Raw genomic sequence first — 14,223 nt, forward strand, 5'->3', positions numbered from 1 at the left:
CCGGGCCGCCCCACCCTTACGGAGAACCATGGCCGAGGCCGTCATCGTCGACGCCGCGCGCACGCCGGTCGGCCGGCGCCGCGGCGCCCTGTCCGCCCTGCATCCGGCGCAGTTGCTCGGCCTGACCCAGCGAGGGCTCATCGACCGCTCGGGCATAGCACCGGAGGTGGTCGAGCAGGTGATCGGCGGCTGCGTCACCCAGGCGGGGGAGCAGTCCAACAACGTCACCCGCAACGCCTGGCTGCACGCCGGACTGCCGCCCACCACCGCGTGCACGTCCATCGACTGCGCCTGCGGCTCGTCCCAGCAGGCCGTGCACCTGGTCGCCGGGCTCATCGCCTCCGGCGCGATCGAGGCGGGAATCGGCTGTGGCGTGGAGTCGATGAGCCGAGTCTTCCTCGGCCAGGCGCTCACCCCGGAGACCGGGTCGCCGGTGCCGGCGGACTTCGCCCTCGACATGCCCGACCAGTTCAACGCCGCCGAGCGCATCGCCCGCAAGCGCGGCATCAGCCGCGCCGACGCGGACGCCTTCGGCGTCGCCTCGCAGCGCAAGGCCGCCACCGCCTGGGCAGAAGGGCGCTTCGACGGGCAGATCATCGAGGTCGACGCGCCCGTGCACGGACCCGATGGGCCGACCGGCGAGACCACCCGCGTCACCCGCGACGAGGGGCTGCGCGCCACCACGCCGGAGAAGGTCGACGCGCTGAAGCCGGTGATCCCCGACGGCATCCACACCGCCGCCAACTCCTCCCAGATCAGCGACGGGGCCGCCGCCGTCCTGCTGATGAGCGAGCAGCGCGCCGAGCGGCTCGGCCTTCGCCCCCGCGCGCGGATCGTCGCCTCCGGCATGGTCGGCTCCGATCCGTACTACCACCTGGACGGGCCCGTGGAGGCCACCGCGCACGTGCTGCGCCGGGCTGGGATGACGCTGGGGGACATCGATGTGGTCGAGATCAACGAGGCGTTCGCCTCGGTGGTGCTGTCCTGGGCGCAGGTCCACAAGGCAGACATGGCCAAGGTCAACGTCAACGGCGGAGCCATCGCTCTCGGCCATGCGGTGGGCTCCACCGGCGCCCGGCTCATCACCCAGGCCGTGAACGAATTGGAGCGCGCAGACCGGTCCACCGCGCTCGTCACCATGTGCGCCGGTGGCGCGCACTCCACCGCCACCATCATCGAACGCATCTGAGGGGGCGTCATGACCATCGGTCTCACCGAGGAACACCGCGACCTGCGCGACGCCGTCCGCACCTTCGCCGAACGGCACGTCACCCAGGACGCCGTCCGCCGCGCCGTCGACGCCAAGGACGAGACCCCGCCGCCGTACTGGGGGCAACTCGCCCGGCAGGGGCTGCTCGGCCTGCATCTGCCCGAGCAGCACGGCGGATCCGGCTACGGTCTGCTTGAACTTGCCGTAGTCATTGAGGAGTTGGGGCGCGCCCTGGCTCCGGGGCCGCTTCTGCCCAGCACCCTCGCCGCAGCCGTACTGCACCGGGCCGGGCACACCGAACCGCTGGCCGCGCTCGCCGGCGGAAGCCGGATCGGCGCGGTCGGACTCGCTCCCGGCACTCTCGGTCTCACCCGCGCCGAGGACGGCACAGCGAGCGTCAGCGGAGAATCGGAACTCGTCGTCGGCGGCCACCTCGCTGACCTCTTCGTGCTACCGGTCCGCGACGGCGATGGCCTCGCCTGGATCGTGCTGCCCCGTTCCGCGGCGTCGGTGGACGACGTCGCGAGCCACGACCTCACCCGCCGCTCGTCCAGGCTGCGGCTGCGGGACGTGATCGTCCGGGGCCCCGACATCCTCGACGTCGACGAGCACGGGCCAGTCGACCTGGCCGCGGCGCTGTTCGCGGCGGAGGCGGCGGGCATCGCCGACCGCTCCGTCACCACCGCCGCCGACTACGCCCGGGTGCGCGAGCAGTTCGGCCGACCGGTCGGTCAGTTCCAGGGGGTCAAGCACCGCTGCGCGCGGATGCTCGCCCAGGCCGAGCAGGCCAGAGCCTGCGCCTGGGACGCGGCACGTGCGGCAGACCCTGGCGCCGGGACCGATCCGAGCCAGGCGGCGCTCGCCGCCGCCGTGGCCGCCGCGACCAGTGTGGAGGCGGGCTTCGCCACCACGAAGGACTGCATCCAGATCCTCGGCGGCATCGGCTTCACCTGGGAGCACGACGCGCATCTCGCACTGCGCCGCGCCCAGACCCTGCGCATCACCCTCGGCTCGACGGCCCATTGGCGCCGCCGGGTCGCCCGCCTCACTCTGGAAGGGGCCCGCAGGACCCTTAGTGTCGAGCTGCCGCCTGAGGCGGAGAGCGCTCGCGCCTCCGTACGGGCCGAACTCCGCGCAGCTGCCGCACTGGAGGGCAAGGAGCGCCTGACTCGGCTCGCCGACGACGGCTACACGGCACCGCATCTGCCCGCCCCCTGGGGCAAGGGAGCCGACGCCGTGACGCAGCTCGTCATCGCCGAGGAGTTGCGGGCGGCCGCCCTGACCCCCGTGGACATGATCATCGGTGGCTGGGTGGTGCCGACGCTCATCGCCCACGGCAGCGCCGGGCAGCAGGAGCGCTTCCTGGCCCCGAGCCTCCGTGGCGACCTGGCGTGGTGCCAGCTGTTCAGCGAGCCAGGGGCGGGCTCGGACCTCGCGGGTCTGACCACTCGCGCGGAGAAGGCAGACGGCGGCTGGCTGATAACCGGACAGAAGGTGTGGACCTCCATGGCCCGCGACGCCCACTGGGGTGTCCTGCTCGCCCGCAGCGACGCCGACGTGCCCAAGCACAAAGGTCTGTCGTACTTCCTCCTCGACATGACGAGCCCCGGCCTCGACATCAGACCGCTGCGGCAGATCACCGGTGAGGCCGAGTTCAACGAGGTCTTCCTCGACCAGGTTTTCATCCCCGACGATCTGCTCGTCGCGGGACCCGGCGACGGCTGGAAACTTGCCCGCATCACCCTCGCCAACGAGCGCGTTGCCCTCTCGGACGACACCGTGGGCTCGGGAGCCCAGACGCTCCTCGACATGGCCGCGGCCACACCGGACATCGTCGACGACGCACGCCTGACCGAGCTCGGCCGCGCCCTGTGCGACGGACAGTCGGGTGCCCTGCTCGGCCTGCGCACGACTCTTCGCTCGGTCGCCGGGCAGCAGCCGGGCGCCGAGGCCAGCATCGCCAAACTGCTCGGCGTCGAACACCAGCAGCAGGTCTGGGAGATGTGCGTGGAATGGCAGGGCACGGACGCGCTGACCGGTGAAGGCCGTCGGCACGACCCCACCTGGATGTTCCTCAACTCTCGTTGCATGTCCATCGCGGGCGGTACGACCGAGGTCCAGCTGAACATCATCGGCGAGCGGCTGCTGGGCCTGCCGCGCGACCCCGAACCAGTGCGGAAATCGCGCCCGGCCTGACGTCCACCTTCCCAACTGCCCGAACCCGAAAGGCCGTCCATGCCCATCGACCGGCACAAGGCGCTCGGCGCCGAACCGTCCCGGCGCGACATCAGCTGGAGCACCCGTGACGTGCTCCTCTACCACCTCAGCCTGGGCGCCGGAGCCGACGCGGCCACCGGCCCCGAACTGCACCTCACCTACGAACGCGGCCTCACGGTCCTTCCGACCTTCGCCGTGGTCGCGGGCTCCGGGCCTTCGGCCGGTGACGCCCCCGCCATCGGCAACGCGATGCCCGGCATCGACATCGACCTGCGCTCCATGCTGCATGCAGGACAGGGACTCGCGATCCACCGCCCGCTACCGGTGTCAGGCACCGCGACACTCACCTCACGCGTCACCGAGGTCTGGGACAAGGGGAAGGCGGCGCTGATCGTCCTCGAGTCGGCCGCCAACGCGCCCGACGGCGAGGCCCTGTGGACCACGACCACCCGCATCTGGGTCAGGGGCGAGGGCGGGTTCGGAGGCGAGCCGGGACCGGAGGAAGTCGTGCCCGAGCCCGAGGGCCCGGCCGACCACGTCCTTGACACGTCGACCACACCCGGGCAGGCACTCCTGTACCGGCTCAACGGCGACCTCAACCCCCTGCATGCCGACCCGGAGTTCGCGAAGGCCGCCGGTTTCGACCGCCCGATCCTGCACGGCCTCGCCTCGTACAGCCTGGTCGGCAAGGCCCTCGTCGACGGACTCCTCGACGGCGACGTGACGCGACTGACCGGCCTGAACGTACGGTTCGCCGGATCGCTGACCCCGGGGGAGACGATCCGCACCTCCGTCTGGCGCGGCGCGGGCACAGACGCGGACGGGGCCGAGCGGCTTGTCCTGCGCTCCACCTGCCCGGAGCGTTCGGACGCGCCGGTGCTCACCCACGCGACCGCGACGGTCCGCGCGTGAGCGCCGGCACGCGGGAGACGGGCACGGGGCATCAGACGGGCGAGACGGGTCGTCGGGACGCGCCTCTACTCGTCGCCACGCCCCATGACGACGGCGTCGACGCCGCGGTCGACGCCGCCCGCCGGGTGATCGCGGGACTGCTCGCCGCGGGTGACCAGACCGGCCTCGAACTCGGCGCCGTCACCGCACAGTTGATCGCCGTGGCGGATCACCTGGAGGCACACGCCCCCGACCGGGCGGCACGTCTGGCCGTGATGTGGCAGGGCGAGGGGGTGACCCGCCACGACCCGGTCACCGGACCCGAGAACGCCATCGCCCCGCCGCTGACCCTGCACGGCATGGACGACGGGTCGATCCAGGGCACGGTCACCCTCGGCCTGCCCTACCAGGGCCCGCCGGGACACGTCCACGGCGGTGTCTCCGCGCTCCTGCTCGACCACACACTCGGCGTGGCGAACCACTGGGGCGGCCCTTCGGGCATGACCGCCGAACTGACCCTGCGCTACCGGCGCCCCACACCGCTGTTCGAGCCGCTGACGATCACGGCTCGGCAAGTGTCCGTGGACGGGTCCCGCATCCGCACGGTCGGCGCCATCTCGGCCGGCGGCCGCGAATGCGTCACGGCTGAGGGTCTGTTCATCAACAAGCACCTGCCGCGCCCGGATTGAGCCCGACTCGCCCCCTCGTACCACTGAGCGGGAGCGGAGCACCGCCCCGCACGGGCCCGCGCCGAGGATGGGCCGCGGGCGCGGGGAGGCCGCCATTGGCGGGTCACCCCGGAGCGCCGCTACCAAAAGGGAGAGTGATGGGAAGCCTCGAAGGCAGGGTCGCGATCGTCACCGGAGCCGGGCAGGGGGTGGGGCGTGGCATCGCTCTCGCGCTCGCCGCCGAGGGTGTCTCCATCGCCGTGGCAGGGCGTACGGCGGCGAAGCTGACCGCGGTCTGCGAAGAACTGCGAGCCCGTGGGGTGGAGGCGGAGCCCTTCGTCTTCGACGTGCTCGACACCGAGCGCGCCCCCGACGTGGTGGCCGCCGTCGCTGAGCGCTTCGGCCGCATCGACATCCTCGTCAACAACGCCTACACCGGCTCCTACGGCCCGCTGCTCTCCATGAGCGACGCGGACTTCCAGAAGGGCTTCCACAGCGGCCCGTTCGCCGCCTTCGCCCTCATGAAGGCCACTCATCCGCATCTCAAGAAGAACGGCGGATCGGTGGTCAATCTGGTCACCTCCGCGATGGTCCGCTGGGACCTGCGCACGTACGGCGCGTACGCCGCGGCCAAGGTGGCCCTGCGCTCCCTGACCCGCACCGCGGCTGGCGAATGGGGCCGCGACGGAATTCGGGTGAACGCCATCGCCCCGCATGCCACTTCACCGTCGTACGGGAAGTGGCAGGCCGAACACCCGCAGGAGGCGGCCGAGTTCTGCGCCTCCATACCGCTCGGCTACGTCGGCGACTGCGAGCAGGACATCGGTCGCGCCGTCGTCATGCTCTGCGGCCCCGACGCCCGCTACCTCACGGGCGCGACCGTCCCACTGGACGGCGGACAGGCCAACTTCGACTGACGGACCTGCGAGAGGGACCGACCGTGCCACACCACACCATTGCCGACCTGCTGCTCGCGCGGGCCGGGGACGACCACGTGGGTCTGCGCACCCGTGAGCGCAGCTGGTCCTGGGACGAGGTCGTCCGGGAAAGCGCCGCCCGCGCCGCCTGGGCGAGCCGGCTGCGCACTGAGGGGCCCTTCCACATCGGAGTTCTCCTGGACAATGTCCCGGAGTACGTCTTCTGGCTGGGCGCCGCCGCGCTCGGCGGCGCGGCCGTCGTCGGCATGAACCCCACACGGCGCGGCGCCGAGCTGGAGCGCGAAGTGAGGCACACCGACTGCCAGTTGATCGTCACCGACGAGGCCGGACTCGCCCTGCTCGACGGCCTGGACATCGGCGTCGACCGGGACCGCTTCCTGATCGTGGACGCACCGGAGTACGCGGCCCGGCTCGCCGCACACACCACGGAGCCGACCGCGACCCCGGAGGTGACCGCCGCCACCCGGATGCTGCTCCTGCTGACCTCCGGGACCACCGGCACCTCCAAGGCCGCGATCTGCTCCCAGGGTCGTCTCGCCGCACTCGGCGCGTCCAACAGCGCCAAGTACGACATCGGCCGTAAGGACATCTGCTACTGCCCGATGCCGCTCTTCCACGGCAACGCCCTGATGGCGCTCTGGGCCCCGGCGCTCACCGTGGGGGCCACCATCGCCCTCACCGAACGGTTCTCGGCCTCCGGGTTCCTGCCGGACGTACGGCACTTCTCGGCCACCTACTTCACGTACGTGGGCAAGGCGATCGGCTACATCCTGGGGCAGCCGCGGACGCCGGAGGACTGGAACAACCGGCTGACCCACGCGTTCGGCACCGAGGCATCGCCGGAGGACGCCGCCACCTTCCTGAGCCGCTTCGGCTGCCGGCTCGTCGAGGGTTACGGATCCAGCGAGGGTGCCGGCCTGCTCCGGCGGGCGCCGGACGCCCCCACGGGCGCGCTCGGCGTGCCCGCGCGGGGCGGCGTGCGGATCGTGCACCCGGACAGCCGGGCCCGCTGCCCAGCGGCCGTGCTCGACCTCCACGGCAGGGTCCTCAACCCCGAGGACGCCATCGGCGAGATCGTCGACACCGAGGGCGCCGCCCGCTTCGAGGGGTACTACAACAACGAGGCGGCCAACGCGGAACGCGTACGCCACGGCTGGTACTGGACCGGCGACCTCGGCTATGTCGACGAGGCCGGCTACTTCTACTTCGCTGGCCGGTCCGGCGACTGGATCAGGGTCGACGGCGAGAACACCTCGGCGCTCCTCACCGAACGGATCCTGCGTCGGCATCCCGGCGTGCTTGCCGCCGGTGTCTTCGGTGTCCCCGATCCGCGCTCCGGAGACCAGGTGATGGCCGCGATCGAGATAGCGGAGGGGACCCGCTTCGAGGACCTGGACCTGGCGAAGTTCCTGGCCAGGCAGGAGGACCTCGGCACCAAGGGGGCGCCTCGCTTCGTCCGCGTCTCGCACGCCCTGCCGACGACTGGCTCCAACAAGCTGCGCAAGAAGGAGATGCAGCTCGCAGGTTGGCGCACCGACGACCCCGTCCACCGCTGGGTCGGCCGCGGCCGGCCTGCGTACGCCCCGATGACCGACGAGGACAAGGCGGCCCTGCGCGACGAGTTCCACGCGAACGGGCGCGCACGCTTCCTTCCCTGACCACAACCGGCCCTCTGCCGGGACCACGTCCGGCGTGACGACCAAGGAGAACCAGATGCAACTGCGCGAGAGCGCAGCGCAGCTAGAGCTGCGCCGGGAGCTTCGGGCGTACTTCTCGGGCCTGATGCCCGAGGAGGAGCGCCGCCGGGCAGGCGAGGAAGGCGTGGGCGGAAGCCGTTTCCGGGAGGTGGTCGCACGGCTCGGCGCCGACGGCTGGCTCGGCATCGGCTGGCCCACCGAGTACGGGGGCCAGGGCCGGTCCGCCGAGGAGCAGTACGTGTTCTTCGACGAGGTCCAGCGCGCCGGTCTGCCCTTCCCGTTCGTCACCGTGAACACCGTGGGGCCGACGCTGATGGCGCACGGCTCCGAGGAGCACAAGAAGCGGTTCCTTCCCGGCATCCTCGCAGGCGACATCGTGTTCGCCATCGGCTACACGGAACCCGGAGCGGGCACCGACCTCGCCGCTCTGAGCACCCGGGCGCGGCGCGACGGGGATTCCTTCGTGGTGGACGGCAGCAAGATTTTCACCAGTGGCGCGAACACGGCCGACTACATCTGGCTGGCCGCCAGGACCGACCCGGACGCCCCCAAGCACCGGGGCATCTCCATATTGATCGTGCCGACCGCCGCCGAGGGCTTCTCGTGGAGCCCGCTGCCGACGGTGGGCGGCATGGTCGTCACCGCCACCTACTACAGCGGCATCCGGGTGCCCGTCGAGGACGTGGTCGGCGAGGTGGACTGCGGCTGGCGGCTGATCACCGCACAGCTCAACCACGAGCGCATCGGGCTCGCCGCGCTCGGCGGACGCATGATCCAGCTCTGGGAGCGCGTCCTTGAGTGGGCGAAGGCCAACGGGACAGCCGAACTGCCCTGGGTCCGCGACGAGTTCGCCCGTACGTACGCCCGTCTTGAGGCGATGCGGCTGATGAACTGGAAGATGACGGCCGCGGTCGCCGCGTCCACGCTCGAAGGCGCCGACGCCGGCGCTGTGAAGGTGTACGGGACCGAGACACATATCGACGTTCAGCGCTCACTCACCCAGATCCTCGGCGCGGCGGGGCGCATCAGGCCCGAGTCACCCGGGGCTGTCCTCTCAGGCCAGGTCGAACAGCTCTCCCGACAGGGCATCGTGAACACCTTCGGCGGCGGCGTCAACGAGATCCTGCGCGACATGGTGGCCACCCACGGGCTGGGCCTGCCCCGGGCGGGGCGTGGCGCATGAAGGGCGTTGCCGATGCCGACCACGCGGGTCGCTCCGACTACGAGGAGCGCCTACAGGCGTTCGTCGGGCGGGAGTTGAACGCACGGACCCCCGGCCCCGACCCCGTCAACCAGCCGATGATCCGGCACTGGACTGCGGCCATGGGTGACGCCAACCCGGTGTACACCGACACCGAGGCGGCCCATGCCACGGGCCGCCCTGGGGTCGTCGCCCCGGCATCCATGATCCAGGCGTGGACGATGCGCGGGTACGGCGCGTCCGCCGTGTCCGCGTCCGCGCCGGGCCGCCGGGGCTTCGACGAGCTGCTCGAACTGCTCGACGCGGGCGGCTACACCTCGGTGGTGGCGACCGACTCCGAGTTCGAGTTCGTGCGCGAGCTGGTGGTGGGCGACCACGTCGCCGTATGCGAGGTCGTCGAGTCGATCTCGGCCGAGAAGCGCACAGGGCTCGGGACCGGAAGGTTCGTCACGACCCTGAAGACCTACAGCGACCAGGACGGGGAAACCGTCGCCACACAGCGTTGGCGCACCCTGCGCTTCCGTCCCCCGGAGCCGGAGCCGGAGCCGGAGCCGGAGCCGGAGCCTGCGCGGGTGCCGGAGTCGCGTTCGTTGCGGCCTCGCCCCGCAGTCAACCGGGACAACGCCTTCTGGTTCGAGGGCGCGCGGGAGCACCGTCTTCTCGTCCAGCGCTGCGCGGCCTGTTCCGTGCTGCGCCATCCGCCGGGTCCCTGCTGTCCGGAGTGCGGCTCCCTGGCGTGGGACACCGTCGAGGCTTCTGGCCGCGCTCAGGTGTACAGCTTTGTGGTGAACCACCACCCCCGCCACCCGGCCTTCGAATTTCCGCACCTCATCGCGGTCGTGGCCCTGGAAGAGGGCACTCGGCTCATCGCCGGTCTCACTGGCGTCGCGATCGAGGACGTGGCGATCGGAATGCCGCTGATCCTCGACTGGCTCGACGCCGACCCCGACCTGTCCCTGCCGGTGTTCCGGCCCGCTGCGACGGAGACCAACTGATGGATTTCTCCCTGGGAGAAGAGCTCGAAGCGGTGCGGGACCTGGCGCGTGAGATCTTCACCGATCGGGCCTCCCCTGACCGGCTGCGCGCCGTGGAGTCGTCGGCGACCCGCGTCGATGACCGCCTCTGGGGCGATCTGGCCGGGGCCGGGCTCCTCGGTGCCGTACTGCCCGAGGAGGCGGGTGGCGCCGGGCTCGGTGCGGGCGGTCTGTGCGTGCTCCTCGAGGAGCAGGGGCGGCGGGTGGCGCCGGTGCCTTTGTGGCCCGCGCTCGTCGGTGCGCTCGCGGTCGCCACGCACGGCGATCCGAGCCTGCGGGCCCAGCTGCTCCCGCCTGTCGTGGCGGGCACGGCCCGGCTGACCGTGGCGCTGGAGGAGTTCGGCCCCGCGGATCCGGGGGCACCTGAGGTCACGGCCACACCAACGAGCAGCGTCGGCGAGGGGGTTCACAGTGCCGAAGGCGCCCCGGGCTGGTGCCTGACCGGCACCAAGGCCGTCGTGCCGGCCGCGTCCGGCGCCGGACACGTCCTCGTCAGTGCCCGCACCGCCAGCGGCACCGGGCTCTTCCTGGTCGCCGGCGACGCCGCCGGGACGACATGGGAGTATGCGGAGACCACCAGCCACGATCTGAGCGGTCACCTCACGCTGGACGGAGCCCCGGCCGAAGCCGTCGGTGCCCCCGGCACGGGCGTCGTCGACTGGACCGTACGGCACGCTCGTGCCGCGCTGGCCGCGATCCAACTGGGGGTGAGCCAGGGTGCCTTGGGCCACGCGGCCGACCACCTGCGCGAACGGCAGCAGTTCGGACGTCCGCTGGCCACCTTCCAGGCCGTGCAGCACCAGCTCGCGGACTGCTACATCGAGATCGACGCAATGCGCGTGACGCTCTGGTACGCCGTGGACGCCCTGGGAGGCGGGACGAGCGAGGCGGTATGCGAGAGCGCCGTGCTCGTCGCCAAGTGGTGGGCCGCGGAGGCGGGTTTGAACACTGTGCACCGGATCCAGCACCTGCACGGGGGGATCGGGGTGGACACGGACTACCCGGTGCACCGGCACTTCCTGTGGGGCAAGCAGCTCTCGTCCACCCTGGGGGGCGCCCGAGCGGACCTCACCCGCCTCGGCGACACACTGGCCGAAGCCGTCGGCGGGACGGCGGCCTCATGACGACGACGCCTCCCACCAGGACGTACGACGAAGTGCGCATCGGCGACCCGTTGCCCGATCTCGTGATCCCGCTGACCCGCACCCTGATCGTCGCCACGGCCCTCGCGAGTCGCGACTACCAGGACGTGCACCACGACCCCGAACTCGCCCGGCAGCGCGGCTCGAAGGACATCTTCATGAACATTCTGACCAGCAACGGTCTTGTCGACCGTTACGTCACCAGCTGGGCGGGACCGGCTGCCACCGTCAAGGCGATCCGCATCCGGCTCGGTGCCCCCAACCACCCCGGCGACACCATGGTGCTCAGCGGCGAGGTGGCGGCGAAGAGGGACGACGACCGGTGCGTCGACATTTCGGTGACCGGCACCAACAGCCTTGGTGCCCACGTCACCGGCACCGTCTCGGTGCGCCTGCCGCAGGGGGTGACGTCCCGGTGACCACACACCCCTTGTCGGGCGTCGCCGCCGTCGCGGGAATCGGCGCGACCGAGTTCTCCAAGTTCTCCGGGCGCAGCGAACTGCAACTCGCCTGCGAGGCGGTGCTCGCCGCGCTCGCCGACGCCGGCGTGAAGCCGTCCGACGTCGACGGTCTGGTCACCTTCACCGCGGACACCAATTCCGAGATTCACATCGCGCGCAACACCGGCATGGGCGAGCTGACGTTCTTCTCCCGTATCGGCTACGGCGGCGGCGCCGCCTGCGCCACCGTTCAGCAGGCGGCCATGGCCGTCGCCACCGGTGCCGCCGGAGTCGTCGTCTGCTACCGGGCCTTCAACGAGCGCTCGGGCGAGCGTTACGGCCTCGGCCAGGCCGACCGGCCGATGGACACCTCCGCGGACCGTGCCGCGTACGCATGGATGACACCGTTCGGACTGAACACCCCCGCCCAGTGGGTGGCCATGTTCGCCCGCCGCTACATGCACGAATACGGCGCCACCACCGAGGACTTCGGACGGGTCGCCGTTGTGGACCGCGCCCACGCGGCGAACAACCCCGCCGCGTACTTCCACAAGAGGCCCATCACCCTTGCAGACCACCAGAGTTCACGCTGGATCGCCGAGCCGCTGCGGCTGCTCGACTGCTGCCAGGAGACCGACGGCGGCCAGGCACTGGTGGTCGTCTCGGCCGAGCGGGCGCGGGACCTGCCCCATCCGCCCGCGGTGATCCGCGGCGCGGCCCAGGGACTCGGCGCCGACCAGCACATGATGACGAGCTACTACCGGCCCACGATCACGGGCATTCCGGAGATGGGCCTGACCGGACGCCAGCTCTACCGGCAGAGCGGGCTCACCCCCGCCGAGATCGACGCCGCGATCCTCTACGACCACTTCACGCCGCTGGTCCTTCCCCAGCTGGAGGAACTCGGCTTCTGCGGCAGGGGAGAGGCGAAGGACTTCATCGCGGACGGCCATCTGGAGCTCGGCGGCAGCCTGCCCCTGAACACCCACGGCGGCCAGCTCGGCGAGGCGTACCTACACGGCATGAACGGCATCGCCGAGGGCGTACGCCTGGTCCGCGGCACCTCGGTGAACCAGCCCGCGAACGTCGGACACGTCCTGGTCACCGCGGGCACCGGAGTCCCGACCAGCGGCCTCGTCCTCGGGGCGGACCGGTGAGCGTCTCCCCGTGGCGCGGCCACGACCTCGGCACTCGTACCGTCGCCTACACCGAACGGGACGCGATCCTCTACGCGCTCGCGGTGGGCGCGCGGGCGAGCGACCTGGACCTCGTGTACGAGGAACACCTGCGGGTGCTGCCCACCTTCGGCCTGACCCTCGCCCAGTGGGCCCCGATGCCCTGGGTGAACTCGGGGCCTTCGACGTCACCACGGCCGTGCACGGCGCCCAACGCCTGCTGGTACGCGGCCCGTTGCCGCCCTCCGGTGAGCTCACGACGCACTCCCGGGTAGCCGAGGTGTGGGACAAAGGGTCGGCCGCGGTCTTCGAGGTGGAGGTGACCTCGGAGTGCTTCGTGGCCACTTGGTCCCTCTTCGCCCCCGGCTGCGGCGGTTTCGACGGTGACAGAGGGCCGTCGACTCCTGCCCGCGCCGAGGGCCCCACGACCCGGCGGCTCAGCGTCGACACCCACCACCGTCAGGCCGCCCTGTACCGGCTGCTCGGCGACCGCCATGCCATGCACATAGACCCGGCCGCCGCGCGGGCCGCGGGCATGCCCCGACCCTTTCTGCACGGCCTGTGCAGCCTGGCCGCCACCACCCTGGCCCTCGCCCGCCGGTTGGGTACGCACCCGGCCGAACTGCTGGAGCTGGAGGCGCGTTTCACCGCTCCCGTCTTCCCGGGGGACAGCCTCGACGTGTCCGTCCTGGCGGACCCGGGCGCGGACAGCGAGGCACGGTTCGAGGCGACCACCGAGGGCCGCAGGGCCCTGTCGGGCGGCCGGGCCCGCTTCCGATCCGCCCCGCCCACGGACGGACACCCGATCCAGGAGGAGAACCCCGATGCTTGACTCCGCGCAGCGCGCCGCCGCCGCCGAACTGCTGTGGACCGCGGAGCGCGACCGGTTGCCGATCGGGCCGCTGGCCGGCACGTATCCCGGCATCGACGTGAGCGACGCCTACGAGATCCAACTGCTCAACATCCGCCGGAGACTGGCGGCCGGCGCCACAGTCCGCGGCCACAAGGTGGGACTCTCCTCGGAGGTCATGCAGCGGATGATGGGCGTCGACGAGCCGGACTACGGTCATCTTCTCGACGACATGGTCCTGTCCGGCGCCTCCGTCGACACGGCTCACTACTGCTTCCCGCGCATCGAGGTGGAGATCGGCTACGTCCTCGGCAGCCCCCTGCCCGGCGAGGACTGCACGGCGGCGGACGTGCTCGCGGCCACTGAGTACATCGTGCCGACGATCGAGCTCATCGACAGCCGGATCACCGAGTGGAAGATCGGTCTCGCCGACACCATCGCCGACAACGCCTCGTCGGCCGGCGTGATCCTGGGCGACGCCCGAGTCCCCCCGGACCGCCTCGATCCGGCAGACATCGGGGCGGTGCTCTACCAGGACGGCGAGGAGATCGCCCGGGGCAACACGAGCGCCGTGCTCGGCGACCCGACCGAGGCCGTGGCCTGGCTGGCCCGCAAGGTGGCGCCGTTCGGCGTCCCCCTGGAGGCCGGTCACCTGGTGCTGCCGGGCTCCTGCACCCGGGCCGTCGACGTCTGTACGGGCGACGCTTTCCGGGCCGAATTCGCTGGACTCGGTTCCGTGGCGGTGCGGTTCGCGTAGAGC

At 71.5% G+C, this 14,223-nt stretch carries 14 protein-coding genes; all 14 read left to right on the plus strand.

Going from position 1 to position 14,223, the window contains the following annotated elements; all coding sequences use genetic code 11:
- The first annotated feature begins 28 nt into the window (after positions 1 to 28).
- The gene (locus QIT00_RS27155) at positions 29 to 1,189 is read left to right on the plus strand and encodes a steroid 3-ketoacyl-CoA thiolase (protein WP_282538050.1); all 1,161 of its coding nucleotides are present in this window, start codon (positions 29 to 31) and stop codon (positions 1,187 to 1,189) included.
- Positions 1,190 to 1,198: 9 nt separating this feature from the next.
- Positions 1,199 to 3,406 (plus strand): acyl-CoA dehydrogenase, encoded by a 2,208-nt coding sequence (locus QIT00_RS27160; RefSeq protein WP_282538051.1) that lies wholly within the window; start codon positions 1,199 to 1,201, stop codon positions 3,404 to 3,406.
- Positions 3,407 to 3,445: 39 nt separating this feature from the next.
- Positions 3,446 to 4,339 carry a MaoC/PaaZ C-terminal domain-containing protein gene (locus tag QIT00_RS27165; RefSeq protein ID WP_282538052.1) on the plus strand — a complete coding sequence of 298 codons (894 nt, stop codon included), beginning with the start codon at positions 3,446 to 3,448 and terminating at the stop codon, positions 4,337 to 4,339.
- Positions 4,336 to 5,007 (plus strand): PaaI family thioesterase, encoded by a 672-nt coding sequence (locus QIT00_RS27170; RefSeq protein WP_282538053.1) that lies wholly within the window; start codon positions 4,336 to 4,338, stop codon positions 5,005 to 5,007. Before QIT00_RS27165 ends, QIT00_RS27170 begins: the two co-directional genes overlap by 4 nt.
- Before the next feature lie 137 nt (positions 5,008 to 5,144).
- A complete protein-coding gene (locus QIT00_RS27175; RefSeq protein ID WP_282538054.1) occupies positions 5,145 to 5,903 on the plus strand; it encodes an SDR family NAD(P)-dependent oxidoreductase in 759 nt (252 codons plus the stop codon).
- 23 nt (positions 5,904 to 5,926) lie between these two features.
- Complete coding sequence (locus QIT00_RS27180) at positions 5,927 to 7,582, plus strand: AMP-binding protein (protein WP_282538055.1); 1,656 nt, start codon at positions 5,927 to 5,929, stop codon at positions 7,580 to 7,582.
- A gap of 55 nt (positions 7,583 to 7,637) precedes the next feature.
- Positions 7,638 to 8,804: an acyl-CoA dehydrogenase family protein gene (locus tag QIT00_RS27185; RefSeq protein WP_282538088.1), complete on the plus strand. Its 1,167-nt coding sequence runs from the start codon at positions 7,638 to 7,640 to the stop codon at positions 8,802 to 8,804.
- Complete coding sequence (locus tag QIT00_RS27190; protein ID WP_282538056.1) at positions 8,801 to 9,817, plus strand: bifunctional MaoC family dehydratase N-terminal/OB-fold nucleic acid binding domain-containing protein; 1,017 nt, start codon at positions 8,801 to 8,803, stop codon at positions 9,815 to 9,817. Before QIT00_RS27185 ends, QIT00_RS27190 begins: the two co-directional genes overlap by 4 nt.
- A complete protein-coding gene (locus tag QIT00_RS27195) occupies positions 9,817 to 10,980 on the plus strand; it encodes an acyl-CoA dehydrogenase family protein (protein ID WP_282538057.1) in 1,164 nt (387 codons plus the stop codon). The genes QIT00_RS27190 and QIT00_RS27195 overlap by 1 nt, the downstream gene beginning before the upstream one ends.
- Complete coding sequence (locus QIT00_RS27200; protein WP_282538058.1) at positions 10,977 to 11,417, plus strand: MaoC family dehydratase; 441 nt, start codon at positions 10,977 to 10,979, stop codon at positions 11,415 to 11,417. The genes QIT00_RS27195 and QIT00_RS27200 overlap by 4 nt, the downstream gene beginning before the upstream one ends.
- A complete protein-coding gene (locus tag QIT00_RS27205) occupies positions 11,414 to 12,595 on the plus strand; it encodes a lipid-transfer protein (RefSeq protein WP_282538059.1) in 1,182 nt (393 codons plus the stop codon). Before QIT00_RS27200 ends, QIT00_RS27205 begins: the two co-directional genes overlap by 4 nt.
- Positions 12,592 to 12,888 carry a hypothetical protein gene (locus tag QIT00_RS27210; RefSeq protein WP_282538060.1) on the plus strand — a complete coding sequence of 99 codons (297 nt, stop codon included), beginning with the start codon at positions 12,592 to 12,594 and terminating at the stop codon, positions 12,886 to 12,888. The genes QIT00_RS27205 and QIT00_RS27210 overlap by 4 nt, the downstream gene beginning before the upstream one ends.
- Complete coding sequence (locus tag QIT00_RS27215) at positions 12,813 to 13,445, plus strand: MaoC/PaaZ C-terminal domain-containing protein (protein ID WP_408909859.1); 633 nt, start codon at positions 12,813 to 12,815, stop codon at positions 13,443 to 13,445. The genes QIT00_RS27210 and QIT00_RS27215 overlap by 76 nt, the downstream gene beginning before the upstream one ends.
- On the plus strand, positions 13,438 to 14,220 hold the full coding sequence (locus QIT00_RS27220; protein ID WP_282538062.1) for a 2-keto-4-pentenoate hydratase: 783 nt from the start codon (positions 13,438 to 13,440) through the stop codon (positions 14,218 to 14,220). Before QIT00_RS27215 ends, QIT00_RS27220 begins: the two co-directional genes overlap by 8 nt.
- Positions 14,221 to 14,223 lie beyond the last annotated feature (3 nt).

The organism is Streptomyces luteolus (assembly GCF_029968015.1).
GTDB lineage: Bacteria > Actinomycetota > Actinomycetes > Streptomycetales > Streptomycetaceae > Streptomyces > Streptomyces luteolus.